Genomic DNA, 19,257 nt, shown 5'->3' with positions numbered 1-19,257 from the left:
TTCAGTGGCGGAAATGGCGCATGCCCGTGAACACCATCGCCATGCCATGTTCGTCCGCCGCGGCGATCACGTCCTCGTCGCGCAACGAGCCGCCGGGCTGGATCACGGCGGTGATGCCGGCCTGCGCCGCCTGATCGATGCCATCACGGAAGGGGAAGAAGGCGTCGGAGGCCATCACCGCCCCGGCGACGGCAAGCCCCGCTTGCTCCGCCTTGATGGCGGCGATGCGCGCCGAGTTGACGCGGCTCATCTGTCCCGCGCCCACGCCGATGGTCATGTGGTCCCGGGCATAGACGATGGCATTGGACTTGACGAACTTGGCCACGCGCCAGGCAAACAGCAGGTCGGCCATTTCCCGTTCGGTGGGGGCGCGCCGGGTCACCACCTTGAGCTCGCCGTGCAGGGCCAAATCGGCGTCCTGCACCAGCACGCCGCCGGTCACCTTGCGGAAGTCCAGGCGCGGCTCGGGTTCCGCCGGCCATTCGCCGCATTCCAGCACCCGCACGTTCTTCTTGGCGCCGGCAGCTTCCAGGGCGGCGGCGGAAATCCTGGGGGCGATGATCACTTCCACGAACTGGCGCTCCACGATCACCCGCATGGTTTCGCCATCGAGCTCGCCATTGAAGGCAATGATGCCGCCGAAGGCGGACTCCGGGTCGGTCCGGTAGGCCCGCTCATAGGCTTCCAGCAGGGTGCCCCCCAGCGCCACGCCACAGGGGTTGGCGTGCTTGACGATGACACAGGCGGGCCCGTCGCGGAACTGCTTCACGCATTCCAGCGCCGCGTCGGCATCGGCGATGTTGTTGAACGAAAGCTCCTTGCCCTGGAGCTGGCGCGCCGTGGCGACGGAAGCCGCCTTCTCGCCGGGATAGGCATAGAAGGCCGCCTTCTGGTGGGGATTTTCGCCGTAGCGCAGGGATTGCAGCCGCACGAGATTGATGTTGAAGCGTTCCGGGAAGCCCTCGCGCCGCCCCTGGGAATCGATGGCGGTGAGATAGTTGGCGATGGTGGAATCATATTCCGCGGTGTGGGCGAAGGCCTTGCGCGCCAGGTTGAAGCGGGTCTCGCCGGCGAGGATGCCACCCGTCATCTCGAGCTCCGACAGAAGCGCCCGGTAGTCGCGCGGATCCACCACCACCGCCACGTGCTGGTAGTTCTTGGCTGCGGCGCGCACCATGGCCGGGCCGCCGATGTCGATGTTCTCGATGGCATCCGCCAGCGTGCAGTGGGGGCGCGCGATGGTGGCGGCGAAGGGATACAGGTTCACCACCACCATGTCGATGGGCGGAATACCGGCTTCCTGCATGGCCTTGACGTGCTCGGGAACGTCGCGCCGGCCAAGGATCCCGCCATGGATCTTGGGGTGCAGGGTCTTCACCCGCCCGTCCAGCATTTCCGGAAAACCGGTGTAATCGGCCACCTCGATCACGCGCACGCCCTGCTCGGCAAGCAGCCGGGCGGTGCCGCCGGTGGACAGGATCTCCACGCCGAGCTTGGCCAGCCCCCTGGCGAAGTCGACGATGCCGGCCTTGTCGGAGACACTGATGAGGGCGCGCTGGATTCGACTCATAGACGTGACACCAAAAAGCTATTTGATCTTGTAGGCCTGCATCTTCTTGCGCAGGGTGTTGCGGTTGATGCCGAGCCATTCCGCGGCGCGCGTCTGGTTGCCCTGGGCATATTGGAGCACGGTCTCGATGAGCGGCTTTTCCACGCAGCTGATCACCATGTCGTAGATGCCGCCGGGCTCCTCCCCATCCAGATGCTTGAAGTAATCGTGCACGGCCTTGCGCACGCAGGCGGAAAGCTCGGTTTCCTTGGATGCCATCCCTGTTCCCTTCCGGCCCGATGACCGCCTACGCGGCTTCGAGCTCTGCTTTGGATTCGTCTGCTGCGTACACCAGGCGCGTGCTGCGCGCGGCGAGCTCACCGAAAAAGGCATTGACCGCCGCCACCTGCTCCCGGCTCGATTCCAGCTGGTTCATGCGGTGGCGGAAGGCCGCCGAACCGGCCAGCCCGCGCGTGTACCAGGAAATGTGCTTGCGTGCCATGCGCACCCCGGTGTATTCGCCGTAGAAGTCATACAGCGCCTCCAGATGCGCCAGCAGCACGGCATGGATTTCCGACACCTCCGGTTCCGGCAGCTTCTCGCCGGTGGCGAGATAGTGTTCGATTTCCCGGAAAATCCACGGCCGGCCCTGGGCCGCGCGACCGATCATGATGGCATCCGCCCCGGTGTAGTCGAGCACGTACCTGGCTTTCTCGGGGGAGGTGATGTCGCCATTGGCGATGATGGGAATGCGGGCCTCGGCCTTCACCGCCGCGATGGTGTCGTACTCGGCCTCGCCGGAATAGCCGCAGGCGCGGGTGCGGCCGTGGATGGCCAGCGCCGCCACGCCGGCGGCCTCGGCGATTTTCAGAATGTTGAGGGCGTTTTTGTGTTCCCGGTCCCAGCCGGTGCGGATCTTGAGGGTCACCGGCACCTCGGGCACGGCCTTCACCACCGCTTCCAGGATGCGCGCCACCAGGGCTTCGTTCTGCAGCAGGGCGGAGCCGGCCATGACGTTGCACACCTTCTTCGCCGGACAGCCCATGTTGATGTCGATGATCTGGGCACCATGGTCCACGTTGTAACGGGCGGCCTCGGCCATCATCCGCGGATCGGCCCCGGCGATCTGCACCGAAATCGGCTCCACCTCGCCATCGTGATTGGCCCGGCGCTGGGTCTTGGCGGAGCCGTAGAGCAACGAGTTGGAGGTGACCATCTCCGACACGGCCATGCCCGCCCCCATCTGCTTGCACAGCTGGCGGAACGGCCGGTCCGTGACCCCCGCCATGGGAGCGACGATCAGATTGTTGCGCAGACGATGGGGACCGATTTGCATGGCGGGACGGCCGGGGAAAAGGCGCCCATTTTATACGCAGCGTCCTGCTTTCTCAACGACGACCCGGTGCTCCGCCCGGCGCCTCAGTGGGCCTGCTCCCAGTTGGGACCCACGCCCACTTCCACCTCCAGCGGCACGTCGAGCCGGGCCACGCCGGTCATGAGCCGGGGCAGTTCGGCCTTGACCACCGCCAGTTCGGCCTCCGGCACTTCCAGCACCAGCTCGTCGTGCACCTGCAGGATGAGACGGCTATGCAGCTGCCGGGCCTTGAGCCAACGGTGCACGGCAATCATGGCGAGCTTGATGAGATCGGCGGCGGTTCCCTGCATGGGCGCGTTGATGGCGGCGCGCTCCGCCGCCTGGCGCCTGGCGGGACTGCTGCTGTGGATGTCCGGCAGCCACAGGCGCCGGCCGAACACGGTTTCCACATAGCCCTGTTCCCGCGCGAGCCGGCGCGTGCGGTCCATGTAGGCGGCCACACCGGGATAGCGGGCGAAGTAGCGGTCGATCCACGCCTGGGCGGCACTGCGTTCGATGCCCAGCTGGGCGGCGAGCCCGAAGGCGGACATACCGTAAATCAGCCCGAAATTGATCACCTTGGCGTAGCGCCGCTGCTCCGCCGTGACCGCTTCCGGCGCCATGCCGAACACTTCCGCCGCGGTCGCGCGGTGAATGTCCTGGCCTTCGGCGAAGGCCCTGAGCAGGCCCGGATCCTGGGACAGGTGGGCCATGATGCGCAGCTCGATCTGGGAATAGTCCGCGGAGACGAGCTGGCAGCCGGGCGGGGCGATGAAGGCCTCGCGGATGCGCCGGCCTTCCGCGGTGCGCACCGGAATGTTCTGCAGGTTGGGATCCGAGCTCGCCAGCCGGCCGGTCACCGCCACCGCCTGGTTGTAGCTGGTGTGTACGCGCCCCGTGACGGGGTCCACCATGCGCGGCAGCTTGTCGGTATAGGTGGACTTGAGCTTGGCGAGCGCCCGGTATTCCAGGATCAGCTTGGGCAGGGGATAGTCCAGGGCCAGCTCGGCCAGCACGTCCTCGTCGGTGGAAGGGGCGCCGCCCGGGGTTTTCTTCTTCACCGGCAGCCCCAGGCGGCCGAACAGGATGTCCTGGATCTGGCGCGGTGAGTTGAGATTGAAGGGCTGGCCCGCCAGCGCATGGGCCTGGTTCTCCAGCTCCAAAAGCTTGCGTCCGATCTCCTCGCTCTGTACCGCGAGCCTGGCGCAGTCGAGCAGCACGCCCGTGCGCTCCATGTCCCACAGCACCTCCAGCGTGGGCAGCTCGATCTCCTCATATACCTTCCGCAGCCTGGCGTCCCGGGCCAGGCGGGGGAACAGCACCTCGTGCAGCCGCCAGGTGATGTCGGCATCCTCGGCGGCATAGCGGGTGGCCGCTTCGATGCTCACCTGGTCGAAGCCGATGTGCTTGGCGCCCTTGCCCGCCACCTCGGCGTAGCTGACCGTCTTGTAGCCCAGATGGCGGTGGGCGAGGGAATCCAGGTCGTGGGATTTGTGCGCCTCCAGCACGTAGGACTCGAGCAGGGTGTCGTGGGCGATGCCCTCGAGCCGGATGCCGTGGTTGGCGAACACGTGCTTGTCGTATTTGAGATTCTGACCCAGCTTGGGGCACGCCGGATTCTCCAGCCAGGGTTTGAGGCGGGCGAGGGCACGCTCGGGGTCGAGCTGCGCCGGTGCCCCCGGGTAGCGGTGCGCCAGGGGCAGATAGGCCGCCGCATGGGGACCGGTGGCGAAGGCGATGCCGACGATGCGCGCCTGCATGGGATCGAGGCTGGTGGTTTCCGTGTCCACCGCCGCGAGCTCCGCAGCCATGAGGCGCGCCAGCCACGCCTCCAGCTGGGCTTCCGTGAGCAGGGTTTCGTACACCGCCTGGCCCGCGGGAGGGGTGGGGCCGGGATCACCACCGGCCGGCGCATCGGCCGCGGCGTCCAGCTCCTTAAGCCAGCTTTTGAAGCCGAACCGGGTGAACAGCCGGCGCAGGCTGTCCCGGTCCGGTTCCCGCGGCACCAGTTCGGTCACGTGCACCGGCAACTGCAGATCGCGCCGGATGGTGACCAGCTCGCGCGTGCGCGGCAGCCAGGGCAGCGCCCGCCGCAGGTTTTCCCCCACGACACCGCCGATCTCGCCGGCATGGGCCAGGAGGTTGTCCAGGCTGCCGTACTGGGTGAGCCATTTCACTGCCGTCTTGGGACCCACCTTGTCCACCCCCGGCACGTTGTCCACACTGTCGCCGACGAGGGTGAGATAGTCCACGATGCGTTCCGGCGACACGCCGAATTTTTGCACCACACCCGCTTCGTCCAGGGTCTCGTTGGTCATGGTGTTGACCAGGGTGACGTGGGCATTGACCAGCTGGGCCATGTCCTTGTCGCCGGTGGAAATCACGGTGCGCATGCCGTTGCGTTCCGCTTCCCGGGCCAGGGTGCCGATCACGTCATCGGCCTCGACACCGTCGATCACCAATAGCGGCCAGCCCATGGCGGCGATGGCTTCCTTGAGGGGCTCCACCTGCGCGGCGAGATCGTCCGGCATGGGCGGACGATGGGCCTTGTACTCGGGATAGAGCTCGTCCCGGAAGGTCTTTCCTTTTGCGTCGAATACGCAGGCGATATAATCGGCCGGCACTTCCCTGCGCAGCCGGCGCAGCATGTTGAGCACGCCGTAGATGGCGCCGGTGGGCTCGTTTTCGGCGTTGCGCAGATCGGGCAGGGCGTGGAAGGCGCGGTAGAGATAGGACGAGCCGTCCACCAGCAGCAGGGTTTTCATTCTCGCGGGGTCGAATATCGATGAAAGAAAAACTTCCGAAGATCCTGGATCCCGACATTCAGGCGCGCGCCTTCTCGCCGCGGGAATCCTGGCGGGTGTTCGAGATTATGGCAGAGTTCGTGGAAGCCACCGAACGTCTCGCCGCCATCCGCCCCGCGGTGTCCATCTTCGGCAGCGGGCGCACCCCGCCGGATCATCCCTACTATCTCCTCACGGAACAGATCGCGCGCCAGCTTTCCGACGCCGGCTTCGCGGTCATCTCCGGCGGCGGGCCCGGCATCATGGAGGCGGCCAACAAGGGCGCCTATTTCGGCCGCTCGCCCAGCGTCGGCCTCAACATCCAGTTGCCCCACGAGCAGCACTCCAATCCCTTCCAGGACATTTCCCAGACCTTCCGCCATTTCTTCGCGCGCAAGGTGATGTTCGTGCGCTTCGCCTCGGCCTATGTGGTGATGCCTGGCGGCTTCGGCACGCTGGACGAACTGTTCGAGGCGCTCACCCTGGTGCAGACCGGCAAAACCCGCAAGATGCCCATCATCCTGGTGCATTCCCCCTTCTGGGCGCCGGTGGTGGACTGGTTCCGCAAGACCCTGGTCACGGAAGGCATGATCGATGCCGCAGACGTGGACCTGATCCAGCTCATCGACGAGCCAAAGGCGGTGGTGGAGGCGATCTTCAAGCATTACGAGCTGCGCGGCTTCGAACCCACGGCCGCCGAGCGGGAGATCCAGCTGCACCTGTGATGGGCGCCGGGAAGGCCGGCAGCGCCCACGGTATAATGCCCGCTCATGCTCCCCCTGCGAGGACATTCCATGCGCCGTGCCCTGCCGCTCCTGTTCTGTTTCGCCAGTGCCGCCTTCGCCCAGGAGCGCGCGCCGCTGCCTCCCAACCTGCAGCCGGTGCCGGAACCGCCCCCGCCCCCGCCGGGCTATGAGCTCAACCCCCAACTGGAGCCCGAAGTGACCATCCGCCAGCGCGGCGAGGACGTGGTGGAGGAATTCCGCATCGGCGGCAAGCTCTACATGATGAAAATCACGCCCAAATACGGCAAGCCCTATTACCTGGTGGACGACAAGGGCGACGGCAGCTTCATCCGCATGGACAACCTCGACTCGGGCACGCGCGTGCCGCGCTGGGTGATCCACCAGTTCTGAATTCCCATGTCCGTCTACACCACCGTCACTCCGGAGGAGCTCAGGGAGTGGCTCGGCCAGTATTCCCTGGGCACGCTGATCGAGTTCCAGGGCATCGCCGCCGGCATCGAGAACACCAATTATTTCGTCACCACCAGCCACGGCCGCTATGTGCTGACCCTGTTCGAGCGCATGGCGGAAGAAAGCCTGCCCTATTACATCCATCTCATGGCCCATCTGGCGAGCCACGGCATTCCCTGTCCCCAGCCCATCGCCAGCCTCGACAACCGCTACCTCAACCCCCTCAAGGGCAAGCCCGCCTGCATCGTCACCCGCCTGGAAGGCGCGCCGGACATGCAGCCGGGCCCGGATCACTGCGCCCAGGTGGGGGAAGTGCTGGCGGATCTGCATCTGGCGGGCAGAAGCTATGGCGCAAGTCTCGCCAATCCCCGCGGGCCCCACTGGTGGCGGGAGACGGCACGGGCGGTGATGGCAAAGCTCGATTCCCAGGCCCAGGCTTTGCTGACGGAGGAACTGCGCTTCCAGGCGCTCTACCGCTTCGAGGACCTGCCGCGGGGCGTGATCCACGCCGACCTGTTCCGCGACAACGTGCTGTTCGTGGGCCCGCGCCTGTCCGGGGTGATCGACTTCTATTTCGCCTGCAACGATGCCTGGCTCTATGACCTGGCCATCACGGTCAATGACTGGTGCCTGAAGGACGACTACACCCTGGATGGCGCCCGCGTCTCCGCCATGCTGAAGAGCTATCACGGGCGCCGGCCCCTCACCGCCATCGAGAAGGGGGCCTGGCCGGTGATGCTGCGTGCCGCGGCGCTGCGCTTCTGGCTGTCGCGCCTCTTTGACCTGCATTTCCCCCGTGCCGGCGAAGTCACCCACGCCAAGGATCCCCGGCACTTCCAGCGCGTGCTGGAAAGTCATATCCAGCACGAAGCCGAACTGCGCGGGCATTGGGTGCCATGAACATCCGCCGCTGCAATCCCCTGTATGGCTACGGCTGGCTGCGCGCCGGCGTGGCACTGTTCCTGGCGCAGCCCTGGCCGTGGCTGGCCCTGGTGGGGATGAGCTTCCTCGGAACCCTGCTGCTGGGCACCCTGCCGATCCTGGGGCTGTTGGCCGTGTTCCTGCTCACCCCCGGGCTTGCCGCCGGCTTCATGGCAGCGGGACGGGCGGCGGCAGCCGGCGAGCCGCTGGGCTTCTCCCACCTGACGGCGGGTCTGCGTACGGCCGCGCGCTCCCTGATCGCCGTGGGCGGCGTGAACCTGCTCGCGGTATTGGTGGCCATGCTCATTTTCTCCCTGGGCTGGCGCGAGGAAATGACGCGCCTGCTGGAACTCATGGGAAGCCCCCAGCCGGATGAAGCGGTGCTCAAGGAAGCCCTCACCCGGCTCACCCTGCCCAGCCTGCTCATGCTGGCGCTGCTTTTGCCCCTGGCCATGGCCAACTGGTTTGCGCCGGCGCTGGTGCTGTTCCAAGGGCTTTCCGCCGGGGCGGCGCTGCGCCTGTCCCTGGCGGCCAGCCTGCGCAACGTCTGGCCGTTTCTGGTCTATGGCGTGCTGCTCTTCCTGCTGGACGCCCTCGCTTCCCTGATGCTGCAGGGCGTGGTCGGGCTCACGCTGCGCATCGCCGGGCCGGCGGTCGCGCAAATCTTCGGGCTGTTCCTCGCGTTCCCGCTGTTCTGTGCCTTCGCGGCAGTGGTCCTGGCGTCCATGTATGCATCCTACGTGGACGTATTCGAGACAGCGCCGCAGAACGCAGGGCATTGAGGGGCGGTCGGCACCCCGGCGCAGGGCGGGACCGGCAGCGCCGCTTACGGGAAGGCTTCAGGCCGGGCTCAGTTTGGCGTATTCCAGCGCCAGCCACTTGAGGCCCCCTTCGCGGAAATTCACCTGCACCCGCGCATCGGCCCCACGGCCTTCGCAGTCCACGATCACACCCACGCCGAACTTGGCGTGCACCACACTCTGGCCCACCCGCCAGCCATGGTCGGGCGCTGCCGGCACCGCCGGCGCCGGGGGAAGAGCCGCGCCGCCCACCGGGGCGAGCAGATGGCGCGGGATCTCGTCCAGGAAGCGGGAGGGAATCCCATAGCGCACCTGGCCATGGAGCATGCGGGTTTCCGCATGACTGAGGTAGAGCCGCCGGCGGGCGCGGGTGATGGCCACGTACATCAGGCGCCGTTCCTCCTCCAGCCCCGCGTGCTCGAACAGGCTGTTCTCATGGGGGAACAGGCCTTCCTCCAGCCCAGTGATGAACACGGCGTCGAATTCCAGGCCCTTGGCCGCGTGCACGGTCATGAGCTGGAGCGCATCCTGACCGCTCGCAGCCTGGTGCTCCCCGGCCTCCAGCGCGGCGTGGGCGAGGAAGGCCGTGAGCACGTCGGGCAGGTCGCCCTCGGGCTCGGCGCCGTACTCCGCCTCGAAGGCCGCTGCGGCGGGGATGAGTTCCTCCAGGTTTTCCACCCGGTCTAGCTCGCTGCGGCTGGCACGGTAGTGGGCCAGCAGGCCGCTGGCGTGGAGCATGTGTTCCACCTTCTCCGCAAGGCTCATGCCGGCCGTGTCCCGGCGCAGGGCCTCGATCAGCAGCACGAAGGCCGGCACGCCCCGCGTGCTGTCCCTGCCGCCGCGGCGGCAGGCCGCCGCCCACAGGGAGATGCCCTGTTCCCGCGCGGCTTCCTGGATTTGCTCGATGGTGCGCGCGCCGATGCCGCGCGCGGGGAAATTGATCACCCGCAAAAGAGCGTTGTCATCCTCCGGGTTGGCCATCAGACGCAGGTAGGCCAGGGCATGCTTCACTTCCTGGCGCTCGAAGAAACGCAGGCCCCCATAGACACGATAGGGCAGCCCGGCGGAGAACAGGGCGTGTTCCAGCACCCGTGACTGGGCATTGGAACGGTACAAAAGGGCGATCTCGGACAGGGGCAGTCCCTCGTCGCGCAGCGCGCGCACTTCCTCCACCACGAACTGGGCTTCCTCCTGGTCCGTGGCCGCGGCGAACACCCGGATCGGTTCACCCGCTCCCTGGGCGGTCCACAGGTTCTTGCCGAGGCGGCCGGCGTTGTGGGCGATCAGGGCATTGGCCGCATCCAGGATGTTGCCCTGGGACCGGTAGTTCTGCTCCAGCTTGATGATCTGCCGCACACGGAAGTCCCGCAGGAAATCCTGCATGTTGCCGGCATGGGCGCCCCGGAAGGCATAGATGGACTGATCGTCGTCGCCCACCGCGAACACGGCGTTGTCCTGCCCCGCCAACAGCTTGAGCCACTCGTACTGGAAACGGCTGGTGTCCTGGAACTCGTCCACCAGGATGTAGCGGAAGCGGGCCTGGTAATGGGCGCGCAGGGGCTCGTTGTGTGTCAAAAGCTCAAAGGAGCGCAGCAAAAGCTCCGCGAAATCCACCACCCCCTCCCGCTGGCACTGCTCCTCGTAGGCCTGGTAGAGGTCACGATAGACCCGGCTGGCCTCATCCGGCGCATCCACCTGCGCCGCGCGCAGCCCCTGCTCCTTGGCGTCGTTGATGAAGTACTGCACCTGCCGGGGCGGATATTTCTCGTCGTCCACGTTGTGTGCCCTCAGCAGGCGCTTGATGGCGGCGAGCTGGTCCTGGGCATCCAGGATCTGGAACAGCTGGGGCAGACCCGCCTCCCGGTGATGGGCGCGCAGCAGGCGGTTGGCGAGGCCGTGGAAGGTGCCCACCCACATGCCCCGCGTGTTGATGGGCAGCATGGCAGCGATGCGCGTGAGCATTTCCCGGGCCGCCTTGTTGGTGAAGGTCACGGCGAGCACGTGCCCGGGGCTCGCCTGGCCGGTCTGGATCAGCCAGGCGATGCGCGTGGTGAGCACCCGCGTCTTGCCGGAGCCGGCGCCCGCGAGAATGAGGGCGGACTCGTGGGGGAGGGTGACGGCGGCGAGCTGCTCCGGATTGAGGTTGGCGAGAAAGGCTGGCGTCACGGCGAATCGGCGCAAAGCTTCATTATACGCAGCGACGCGGCCTGCGCCCGCGCCACAGCCTCGCGCACAGCCAGATGTAGAGGGGCACGTTGATGGCAAGCACCAGTCCGCCCAGCAGCCATTGCAACGCGGGCGTCAGGGCCTCCGGATAGATGAGTGCCACGAGATAGTGTTCGATGAAGCCACCCCCGTAGCCGGCCTGACCCGCTGCGCGGCGCAGGCTGTTTTCCAGGGGCGTGAGGGGACAAACGCCGTTGGTGAATTCGATCGCCGCGCCCCACACGACCGCGGGAAGATGCAGCCAGGCAAGCCGCGGCCGGCGCCGCAGGACAAAGCCGCCCAGCCCCACCCACAGGATGAAACCCAGATGGGCCGCAAGGACCACGTCCGCGAGCACGCGGTAAACCATGGAAGAACTATAGTCCTTCCACCGCACCGTTGACGGCAGCATGGCCACCCCGCGTTGGGCGGGCCGCTGCCCCCGGGCGCGGGCAGCGGCAGCGGTGGGACGAGCCGCTGCCGCCTGCGCCGGCGCAAGGGATGGACCGTCCGCGAATAGTGCATCCGGCAGGCGCTTCCCGGCACCCTGTGCGGGGTGAGGCGGCACCCGGCGACGAAAAAGGCCGCCCATGGCGGCCTTGGCTTGGCCGGCGGACGAGACCCTATTTGCGCGCGGTGGTCTTGCGGGCCGTGGCTTTCTTCTTGCGGGCGATGAGCTCGTGGATCATGGGCGTGAGGATCAGCTCCATGGCGAAACCCATCTTGCCGCCGGGCACCACGATGGTATTGGGGCGCGACATGAAGGAATGGGGGATCATGTTGAGCAGGTAGGGGAAATCCACCGTCTGGGCGATCTCGCGCCGGAAGCGGATCACCACGAAGCTCTCGTCCGGCGTGGGAATGTCGCGGGCGATGAAGGGGTTGGAGGTGTCCACCGTGGGGACCCGCTGGAAGTTGATGTGGGTGCGGGAGAACTGCGGCGTGATGTAGTGCACGTAGTCGTGCATGCGGCGCAGGATGGTGTCCACGATGACGTCCGGCGCATAGCCGCGCTCGGCTGCATCGCGATGGATTTTCTGGATCCACTCCAGATTGACGATGGGCACCACCCCCACCAGCAGGTCCACGTACTGGGCGGCATTCACCTTGTCGGTGACCACGCCGCCGTGCAGGCCCTCGTAGAACAGCAGATCCGTGCCCTTGCCGATGCGCTCCCACGGCGTGAAGGTGCCGGGCTCCTGTCCCCACGGCTTGCCTTCCTCCTCGCTGTGGATGTAGAACCGGCGCATGCAGGTGCCCTTCTCGCCGTATTCCTTGAAGGTCTTCTCGATCAGGTCGAAGTGGTTGGCCTCCGGCCCGAAGTGGCTGGGCGGACGCCGGCCTTCCTTCTCCGCCTTGGCCACGGCTTCCTTGAAGGCCTTGCGGTCCAGGCTGTGCAGGCTGTCGCCCTCGATGATGGCAGCGGTGATGTTCTCGCGGCGGAAGATGTGCTCGAAGGCGCGCTTCACCGTGGTGGTGCCGGCGCCCGAGGAACCCGTGACCGCAACGACGGGGTGCTTGACGGACATGATGACTCCCTGGATGGACGAAAATGCCTTGCGAAACCACCGATTATAGGGGCCAGCCGGCGCCGGTGTCACTACCGGGACCGGCCGGCACGCAGGCAGCAGCCGCGGTTCCGGGCCTCACCAATAGGCGAGCAGCCGGCCGTTCTCGACCTTGGTCTCGAAGCGCCGCAGGGGCTGGTTGCCCACTGCGATGCATTCGCCGGTGGTGATGTCGAACTTCCAGTGGTGTTTCGGGCAGGTGAGGGTGGTGCCTTCCAGGGCGAGATGGGGGATGTTGGTCACCTGGTGGGGACAGCGGCTGTCATAGACCCGGAATTCCTGCCCCTGGCGATAGACGAACAGCTCGCGGGTGTCGCAGGGCACACGCGCGGTCTCGCCGTCTTTGAAGCCCTCCACCGGCCCCACGTCGTGCCAGGCCGCCTCCCGGGTGAGATTCTCCGGGCGGAATTCCGGCATGTCCATGGCGAGGATGATTTCCGCCGCCCACACGATCTTGGCCAGGCCCAGGGCGGGAAAAGCCATGATCAGCGCGTCGATCACCTCGATGGGCTTCACGCCGTCACGCAGCGCGCGTGTGAGATACTGCTTGAAGCCCGCCTCGGTCTGGGCATGCACCTTGGTGATCACGGAAATGAGATCCCGCGTCTTCGGGTCCAGGTGTTTGCCCGCGTCCTTGAGAAACTTGAAGTAGTGACCGAGGGCATCGCCGCGGGCGGCGACCAGGTAGTTGAGAGCGTCGCTCATTCAGGTTCCTTTCTCGAGTGCGTTGGGTAAAGACAGGCCGGCAGCATTATCGGCCCGGCGCTGCCGGCCCTGCCAGATTCAGGGTTTTTCAGTCGTTCCGGCGGGTGACGCGCACGTCCAGCTGCTTGAGTTTGCGGTAGAGGTGGGTGCGCTCCAGGCCCACCGCCTCGGCCACGCGGCTCATGTTGCCGCCGGCCTTGGCGATGTGGTACTCGAAGTAAAGCTTTTCGAAGGCATCGCGCGCCTCGCGCAGGGGCTGGTCCAGGTCGAGGGGCGGGCCCGGCGGCGCGGCTGCCGGCGCTTGCAGCAGCGGGGTGACTTCCTCCAGGCCGATTTCGTCTCCCAGCGCGGCCAGGGCCGCACTGCGCACCACGTTTTCCAGCTCGTGCAGATTGCCCGGCCAGTCGTGCTGGCGCAGGGCGTTGAGGGCGGCCGTGCTGAAGCGGCGCAGGGGTACGCTGCGCGCTTCCACCAGCCGCTCCAGCAGGGCGCGGGCGATGTCCGGCACGTCCTCGCGATGGCTGCGCAGGGCCGGCACCGGAACGGTGATCGCGGACAGGGCATGGTAGAGGTCGGCATCGAACGCGCCGCTCTCCGCGAGCCGCCTGAGGGCCGGGGTGGCGCTGGTCACCAGGCGGGTCTCGCTGCGCGCCAGCTTGGGCAGGAGCAGCGCCAGGCCCTTCTGTTCCAGCCGGTTGAGACGGCCCACGTCATGCAGGTACAGGAGCCCGCCCCTGGCCTGCTGCAGGGTGTCCAGGGGATTGTCCAGCAGCCAGGCGGTGTCCTCCGGTGCCAGCCATGGCGTGCCCGGTGTGTGCAGCACGCGCGCGCAATGCTCGAAACCGCAGCCCGGCTCGCCCAGCAGGAGCACGGGCTCGCGCCGCAAAGCCACCTGCGCCAGTCGCTCGCGCAGGGCCGCGACCACGGGGCCGCCACCCAGGGCGGCCAGCCCTTCCCGGGGACGCGCCAGGACTTCGGCGCGCTTGAGGGCCCGGTTCACCGTGTGCAGGAGTTTCTGCAGGGCGATGGGTTTTTCCAGGAAATCGTAGGCCCCGATGCGGGTCGCCTCCACCGCGGTATCGATGGTGCCATGGCCCGACATCATCACCACCGGCATGGTGAGCTGGCCGTTGGCTGACCACTCCTTGAGCAGCGTGATGCCGTCGGTGTCCGGCATCCAGATGTCCAGCAGCACGAGATCCGGCTGGTTGGCGTCGCGCAGGCTGCGCGCCTGCTGGGCACTTTCGGCGAGCCACACCTGGTGGCCCTCGTCATGCAGGATTTCCTGCAGCAACTCGCGGATACCCGCTTCGTCGTCCACTACGAGAATGTTGCTCATGGGGTGATTATGCCGCCTGTTCGCTGGCCTGGGGGCGTGTCAGGGGCAGACGCACACAGACGCAGGCCCCCTGGGGCTCCAGATTGCGGATCTCCACCTCGCCGTGGTGTTCGTCCACGATCTTCTTGACGATGGCAAGCCCCAGTCCCGTGCCCCGCGCCTTGGTGGTCACATAGGGCTCGAAGGCCCGCGCCAGGATCTCCTGGGGGAAGCCCGGGCCGTTGTCCATGACCTTGAGTTGAGCCCAGCTGCCGCTCACTTCGGTGCGCACCGTGATGCGTCCGTCGGCCGACTGGGCCAGGGCATCCTGGGCATTGCGCAGCAGGTTGTGGATCACCTGGCGCAGCAGCTTGGCATCCCCCTCGACGGCTAGTCCCGCACCAAACTCGGTGGTCACGGGCACCTCCGAATGCTCGTAGAGCGTGAGCACCTCGCCCACCAGGGCGTTGAGATCCAGCGGCCGCGCCTCGAGCGCGGGCGCGCGGGCATATTCGCTGAAGTCGTTGACCATGCTCTTGAGCGCCGCCACCTGGTTGACGATGGTCTGGGTGGCACGCGCCAGCATGGCGGCATCGGTCGGCTCCAGCTTGGGGGCCAGCTTGTGCTCCAGCCGCTCCGCGGAAAGCTGGATGGGCGTCAAGGGGTTCTTGATCTCGTGGGCCAGGCGCCGCGCCACTTCGCCCCAGGCGGCGGCGCGTTGCGCCTGGATCAGGTGGGTGATGTCGTCGAACACCACCACGTAGCCGCCCTCGGCTTCCGCCGGCAGGCGCGTGCCGCGCAAAAGCAGCACCTGGCTGCCGGTTTCCCGCGCAAGTTCGATCTGTTCCTGCCAGTCCCGGTCCCCCGCGTCACGGAAATGTCGGGCGAGGGCCTCGGAGAAGGGCGCCAGGCGCGCTGCCCGCTCGCCCCAGGCGAAGGCCCTGAGGCCACGCAGCGCATCGAAATCCACCGCCAGGATCTGGGCCGCGGTGGGATTCGCCGTGCGCAGATGGAAGCGTTCGTCGAAGGCCAGCACACCACTGGAGAGGTGCGCCAGGATGGTTTCGAGATAACCCTTGGCCGCCTCCAGCTGGCGCTGCTTGGATTCCACCTGGGCCCGGGTCTCCGCCAGCTGGCGTGTCATGGCGTTGAAGGAATTGATGAGCATCCCCAGCTCGTCGCGCGCCTTGACGGGCTGTACCGGCGTGAAATCACCCTTGCCCACCGCGCGCGTGCCTTCCGCCAGCAGCCCCAGGGGTGCGCTCAGACGCTGGGACACGACAAAGGCGGCCGCCACCGCCGAGAGCAGGGCGAGCAGCAGGGTCATGGTGAGGGAGAGGGTGAACAGGCGCGACAGGCTGCGGCGCGAGAAGGAAAGTTCCTGGTAGTCGCGATAGACCGCCTGCACCGCCTCGGCATCGCGGGCCAGCTTCTCCGGCACGGGTTGCATCAGCTGCAGGATGCGGATGTCCTCGGCCAGGGACAGCACGTTCACCGGCACCACCGCCCGCAGATACAGGCCCCGCTCGCCCAGCACCTCCAGGCCCCGGTAGGGCTGCTGCTGGCGCACCTGGCGCAGGATGGCGGCGCCCGGCAGCTCGGGACTCAAGGCACGCGCATCGGCGCTGGAATAGGCAATCACCGACCCGCGCGCCGAGAACAGGGTGGCTTCCGCCACACCCGCCTGTTCCCGCAGACGGTTCAGCGTGGTGATGTGGCCGCTGGCGGGCTCGTCCGCCAGCGCCAGGGCCATGGCCTCCGCCTTGCGGGTGAGCTCGGCGAGCTGGGCATCGAGGGCACTGCGCCCCAGGTTGAGGCCACCTTCCAAGGCGTTGTCCACACGCACGTCGAACCAGGACTCGATGGACCGGGTGAGGAACTGCACCGACACCCCATAGATCACCGTGCCCGGCACGATGGCCATGAGGGCGAACACCAGGATCAGGCGCTTGGTGAGCCGCGCGCCGAACTGCTGGGCGCGGATGCGCCGGCGCACCAGCCAGATTTCGTAACCGATCAGCGCCAAAAGCAGGCTGGCTACCACCGCGTTGAGCACGATGAGCAGGGTGTAGTGCTCGGCGAACAGCGCGGTGTTGCTGCTCGCCCGCCACAGCAGGTAGAGCAGCACCGTGCCCAGGGTGATGGAAAAGCCGACCACGTAGCGCATGGCTCAGGGCGTCACGGTGAAGCGGTACCAGTCCGAGTTGAAGCTCCAGTCCCGGGAGCTCAGGGCCTCCACCTGCAGCGGCTTGGGCAGCTGGTTCACGTCCAGACGCAGGCGCAACGCCCCCTGATAGGTGACGCCCTTCCTGAGCTGGCTGCGGTCGAGCACCTTCCATTCGGTGATGTGCCGGAGTTCCTCCTTCGCTTCCGCCAGGCTGGCATAGGAACGGTTGCCCTGATTGCTGGAGAACTGGTATTGGCGGGTGAGCGCGTGATAACTCAGGCGCAGGTTCTGGCGCACACTGGCCACGGTCTCGTCGAGCCAGTACCAGCGCGGCCGGGTGAGCTCGAACTCCAGCATGAAGTTGAGGCTCACGCCTTTGTTGAGGGCCTCCTCCAGCGCCTTGGGGAAGTTCACGTCGATGTCGGCGTAGAGGTAATACCACTCCTCGCCGGGAATGAGCTCCGCGGACTTGATGGTGGCCCCGTCTGCCGCCCAGGCGGCAGACAGCCAGGCCAGGCAGCCGGCGAGGATCACCCCAGCCAGGGCACGCAGCCGACGCTCAGGCCGCGGGCTTGCCGAGCAGGGCATAGAAGAAGCCGTCATGGTTGGAGTCTGGCAGGAGTTGGACGCAGCCTTCCGGATGCTCCGGCAGGGGCAGCAGACGGGCGCTGGACTGCCGCGCCAGAAAGGCCTGGACAACGGCCTGATTTTCCTCGGCGAACAGGGAACAGGTGACGTACAGCAATTTACCACCCGGGGCAAGCAGGCGCCACAGCGCATCCAGGATACGTCCCTGTTCCGCGGCCAGGGCGGGAATGTCGCTGTCCCGGCGCAGCCATTTGCTGTCCGGATGGCGCCGCACCACGCCCGAGGCGGAACAGGGCACATCCGCCAGGATGCGCTGGAAGGGACGGCCATCCCACCACGCCTCCGGCTGCGCGGCATCGCCCGCGCGCACGTCCGCCTGCAGGCCCAGCCGGTCCAGGTTTTCCTGCACCCGCGCCAGACGCCGGGCGTCCCGGTCCAGCGCGGTGAGGTCCACATCAGCCGTCTCCAGGATGTGCGCGGTCTTGCCACCGGGGGCGGCACAGGCATCCAGCACCCGCTGCCCCGGCGCGAGATCCAGCCACTCGGCGGCGCGCTGGGCCCCTGCATCCTGCACCGAGACCAGTCCCTCGGCGAAGCCCGGCAGCGCTTCCACCGGCACCGGCAGGGCAAGACGCAGCCCCGCGGGGCCCACCGGCTGACTGGCAATGCCCGCTTCACGCAGAAATTCCCGGTAGGCGTCGCGGCCGATCCGGCGCAGATTCACACGCAGGGTCATGGGGGGATGGCCCAGCCCCACCTCGAGGAGGGCGCGGTACTGCTGGGGGTATTGCCGGCGCAGCCGGTCGATCCACCAGCGGGGGTAGCTGAAGCGGGTGGTGTCACGCCGTTCCGCCTGCGCCTCCAGCTCGTTCCGCCGGCGCAGGTAGTTGCGCAGCACGCCGTTGACGAAGGCTGCCGCCCAGGGCTTGTCCAGGCGGCGCGCGGCTTCCACGGTCTGATGCACCACGGCGTGCTCGGGTGCGCGCGCCGCGAACAGCTGATACAGCCCCACCAGGACCAGGGCGCGCACCAGATCATCCGTCACGGGACGCGGCGCAAGAGCCTTGAGATGGGCTTCCAGGCGCGCGTAATGGCGCAGGGTGCCATAGCTCAGGTCCTGGGCCGCCGCCCGCAGGCGCGGCGGCAGTTCACCCTGCAACGCCTGCGGCAGCGCCTGGCTCAGACTGCGCCCGGCCGCCACCGCGGCCACTGCCTGTGCCGCCAGGGCCTGGGGCTCAGGCCACGCCACGTGCCAGCGCCAACAGCCGCGCCACGCGAGCCTCCACGGGCGGGTGGGTGGAAAACAGGCTCATGAGGCCGCCGCCCGTGAGGGGATTGACGATCATCATCTGGGCGGTCTCCGGATGCGCCTCCGCCGTGGGCATGGGCAGCTGGTGGGCATAGGCGTGGATCTTCTGCAGGGCGGCGGCGAGGGCTTCGGGATCGCCCGAGATTTCCGCACCGCCCCGGTCGGCCTCGAACTCCCGGGTGCGGGAAATCGCCATCTGGATGACGAGGGCGGCGATGGGAGCCACGATCATGACCAACAGCGCCACCGCGGGATGCACGCCTTCACGCTCGTCGCCACGGCCACCAAACAGCATGCCGAATTGGGCCAGGGTGGAAATGGCGCCGGCAATGCTGGCCGACAGTGTGGAGATCAGGGTGTCGCGATGCCGGATGTGGGCGAGCTCATGGGCCAGCACGCCCCGCAGCTCCCGGGGCGTGAGCAGACGCAGGATGCCGGTGGTGGCGGCCACGGCGGCATGCTCCGGATCCCGTCCGGTGGCGAAGGCATTGGGCTGGTCCTCGTCGATGATATAGACGCGGGGCATGGGCAGGCCCGCCCGGTTTGCCAGCTCGGCGACGATGCCGTAGAGCCCGGGGGCACTGGCGGCGTCCACCTCCTGCGCGTGGTACATGCGCAGCACCAGCCGGTCCGAATTCCAGTAGGCCCAGAAATTGGTCGCGGCCGCGAAGGCGAGACCCAGCAGCATGCCGGTGGCCCCGCCCAGCGCAAGTCCCATGGCGCCGAACAGGGCGACGATGGCCGCCATGAGCAGGGCCGTCTTGATCCAGTTGCCAAACATTTTTCTCTCCAAA

The 19,257-nt window shown here is 67.3% G+C and carries 17 protein-coding genes and 1 pseudogene; 4 read left to right on the top strand and 14 right to left on the bottom strand.

Going from position 1 to position 19,257, the window contains the following annotated elements:
* Position 1: 1 nt before the first annotated feature.
* The 4 genes from purH to polA all read right to left on the bottom strand — a co-directional run bounded on the left by purH (position 2) and on the right by polA (position 5,668).
* Positions 2-1,570 (bottom strand): bifunctional phosphoribosylaminoimidazolecarboxamide formyltransferase/IMP cyclohydrolase, encoded by a 1,569-nt coding sequence (gene purH / locus ACZ42P_RS09515; protein ID WP_464897318.1) that lies wholly within the window; start codon positions 1,568-1,570, stop codon positions 2-4.
* Between the two features lie 18 nt (positions 1,571-1,588).
* The gene (locus tag ACZ42P_RS09510; RefSeq protein WP_464897317.1) at positions 1,589-1,828 is read right to left on the bottom strand and encodes a helix-turn-helix domain-containing protein; all 240 of its coding nucleotides are present in this window, start codon (positions 1,826-1,828) and stop codon (positions 1,589-1,591) included.
* A gap of 28 nt (positions 1,829-1,856) precedes the next feature.
* Positions 1,857-2,885, bottom strand: coding sequence for a tRNA dihydrouridine synthase DusB (dusB, locus tag ACZ42P_RS09505; protein ID WP_464897316.1), 1,029 nt, complete (start codon positions 2,883-2,885; stop codon positions 1,857-1,859).
* 83 nt (positions 2,886-2,968) lie between these two features.
* Positions 2,969-5,668 (bottom strand): DNA polymerase I, encoded by a 2,700-nt coding sequence (gene polA / locus ACZ42P_RS09500; protein WP_464897315.1) that lies wholly within the window; start codon positions 5,666-5,668, stop codon positions 2,969-2,971.
* A gap of 20 nt (positions 5,669-5,688) precedes the next feature.
* On the opposite strand from polA, the gene ACZ42P_RS09495 reads away from it, so the two are divergent.
* The 4 genes from ACZ42P_RS09495 (at position 5,689) to ACZ42P_RS09480 (ending at position 8,585) form a co-directional block, all read left to right on the top strand.
* Positions 5,689-6,411 carry an LOG family protein gene (locus ACZ42P_RS09495; protein ID WP_464897314.1) on the top strand — a complete coding sequence of 241 codons (723 nt, stop codon included), beginning with the start codon at positions 5,689-5,691 and terminating at the stop codon, positions 6,409-6,411.
* A 69-nt stretch (positions 6,412-6,480) separates the two neighbouring features.
* The gene (locus tag ACZ42P_RS09490) at positions 6,481-6,822 is read left to right on the top strand and encodes a DUF2782 domain-containing protein (protein WP_464897313.1); all 342 of its coding nucleotides are present in this window, start codon (positions 6,481-6,483) and stop codon (positions 6,820-6,822) included.
* Between the two features lie 6 nt (positions 6,823-6,828).
* Complete coding sequence (locus ACZ42P_RS09485) at positions 6,829-7,782, top strand: homoserine kinase (protein WP_464897312.1); 954 nt, start codon at positions 6,829-6,831, stop codon at positions 7,780-7,782.
* A complete protein-coding gene (locus tag ACZ42P_RS09480) occupies positions 7,779-8,585 on the top strand; it encodes a BPSS1780 family membrane protein (RefSeq protein WP_464897311.1) in 807 nt (268 codons plus the stop codon). Before ACZ42P_RS09485 ends, ACZ42P_RS09480 begins: the two co-directional genes overlap by 4 nt.
* Positions 8,586-8,642: 57 nt before the next feature.
* Here the strand turns inward: ACZ42P_RS09480 and ACZ42P_RS09475 are convergent, their stop codons facing one another.
* The 10 genes and pseudogenes from ACZ42P_RS09475 to htpX all read right to left on the bottom strand — a co-directional run bounded on the left by ACZ42P_RS09475 (position 8,643) and on the right by htpX (position 19,244).
* Entirely contained in the window at positions 8,643-10,769 is a 2,127-nt protein-coding gene (locus ACZ42P_RS09475) for a UvrD-helicase domain-containing protein (RefSeq protein ID WP_464897310.1), read from the bottom strand.
* Between the two features lie 22 nt (positions 10,770-10,791).
* Complete coding sequence (locus ACZ42P_RS09470; RefSeq protein ID WP_464897309.1) at positions 10,792-11,178, bottom strand: DUF2784 domain-containing protein; 387 nt, start codon at positions 11,176-11,178, stop codon at positions 10,792-10,794.
* 253 nt (positions 11,179-11,431) lie between these two features.
* Positions 11,432-12,337: a phosphoribulokinase gene (locus ACZ42P_RS09465; protein ID WP_464897308.1), complete on the bottom strand. Its 906-nt coding sequence runs from the start codon at positions 12,335-12,337 to the stop codon at positions 11,432-11,434.
* A gap of 117 nt (positions 12,338-12,454) precedes the next feature.
* Entirely contained in the window at positions 12,455-13,081 is a 627-nt protein-coding gene (locus ACZ42P_RS09460; protein ID WP_464897307.1) for a Rieske 2Fe-2S domain-containing protein, read from the bottom strand.
* Between the two features lie 88 nt (positions 13,082-13,169).
* Positions 13,170-13,619, bottom strand: coding sequence for an AAA-type ATPase lid domain-containing protein (locus tag ACZ42P_RS09455; RefSeq protein ID WP_464899394.1), 450 nt, complete (start codon positions 13,617-13,619; stop codon positions 13,170-13,172).
* A gap of 48 nt (positions 13,620-13,667) precedes the next feature.
* Positions 13,668-14,420: pseudogene (locus ACZ42P_RS09450) on the bottom strand (response regulator); the annotation flags it as partial.
* 7 nt (positions 14,421-14,427) lie between these two features.
* On the bottom strand, positions 14,428-16,566 hold the full coding sequence (locus tag ACZ42P_RS09445; protein ID WP_464897306.1) for a sensor histidine kinase: 2,139 nt from the start codon (positions 16,564-16,566) through the stop codon (positions 14,428-14,430).
* A 3-nt stretch (positions 16,567-16,569) separates the two neighbouring features.
* The gene (locus ACZ42P_RS09440) at positions 16,570-17,169 is read right to left on the bottom strand and encodes a DUF4390 domain-containing protein (protein ID WP_464897305.1); all 600 of its coding nucleotides are present in this window, start codon (positions 17,167-17,169) and stop codon (positions 16,570-16,572) included.
* Positions 17,126-18,403: a 16S rRNA (cytosine(967)-C(5))-methyltransferase RsmB gene (rsmB, locus tag ACZ42P_RS09435; protein WP_464897304.1), complete on the bottom strand. Its 1,278-nt coding sequence runs from the start codon at positions 18,401-18,403 to the stop codon at positions 17,126-17,128. Before rsmB ends, ACZ42P_RS09440 begins: the two co-directional genes overlap by 44 nt.
* Positions 18,390-19,244: a zinc metalloprotease HtpX gene (gene htpX, locus ACZ42P_RS09430; protein ID WP_464897303.1), complete on the bottom strand. Its 855-nt coding sequence runs from the start codon at positions 19,242-19,244 to the stop codon at positions 18,390-18,392. Before htpX ends, rsmB begins: the two co-directional genes overlap by 14 nt.
* Between the last annotated feature and the right edge of the window lie 13 nt (positions 19,245-19,257).

This window comes from Thiobacter subterraneus (genome assembly GCF_055379455.1).
Note: the sequence above shows the minus strand (reverse complement) of the source record. Positions and strands in the feature narration are given on the sequence as shown.

Coding starts and splice junctions, on each gene's coding strand:
- purH (WP_464897318.1), bottom strand. CDS start 1,570: ATGAGTCGAATCCAGCGCGCCCTCATCAGTGTCTCCGACAAGGCCGGC.
- ACZ42P_RS09510 (WP_464897317.1), bottom strand. CDS start 1,828: ATGGCATCCAAGGAAACCGAGCTTTCCGCCTGCGTGCGCAAGGCCGTG.
- dusB (WP_464897316.1), bottom strand. CDS start 2,885: ATGCAAATCGGTCCCCATCGTCTGCGCAACAATCTGATCGTCGCTCCC.
- polA (WP_464897315.1), bottom strand. CDS start 5,668: ATGAAAACCCTGCTGCTGGTGGACGGCTCGTCCTATCTCTACCGCGCC.
- ACZ42P_RS09495 (WP_464897314.1), top strand. CDS start 5,689: ATGAAAGAAAAACTTCCGAAGATCCTGGATCCCGACATTCAGGCGCGC.
- ACZ42P_RS09490 (WP_464897313.1), top strand. CDS start 6,481: ATGCGCCGTGCCCTGCCGCTCCTGTTCTGTTTCGCCAGTGCCGCCTTC.
- ACZ42P_RS09485 (WP_464897312.1), top strand. CDS start 6,829: ATGTCCGTCTACACCACCGTCACTCCGGAGGAGCTCAGGGAGTGGCTC.
- ACZ42P_RS09480 (WP_464897311.1), top strand. CDS start 7,779: ATGAACATCCGCCGCTGCAATCCCCTGTATGGCTACGGCTGGCTGCGC.
- ACZ42P_RS09470 (WP_464897309.1), bottom strand. CDS start 11,178: ATGGTTTACCGCGTGCTCGCGGACGTGGTCCTTGCGGCCCATCTGGGT.
- ACZ42P_RS09465 (WP_464897308.1), bottom strand. CDS start 12,337: ATGTCCGTCAAGCACCCCGTCGTTGCGGTCACGGGTTCCTCGGGCGCC.
- ACZ42P_RS09460 (WP_464897307.1), bottom strand. CDS start 13,081: ATGAGCGACGCTCTCAACTACCTGGTCGCCGCCCGCGGCGATGCCCTC.
- ACZ42P_RS09445 (WP_464897306.1), bottom strand. CDS start 16,566: ATGCGCTACGTGGTCGGCTTTTCCATCACCCTGGGCACGGTGCTGCTC.
- ACZ42P_RS09440 (WP_464897305.1), bottom strand. CDS start 17,169: ATGACGGCTTCTTCTATGCCCTGCTCGGCAAGCCCGCGGCCTGAGCGT.
- htpX (WP_464897303.1), bottom strand. CDS start 19,244: ATGTTTGGCAACTGGATCAAGACGGCCCTGCTCATGGCGGCCATCGTC.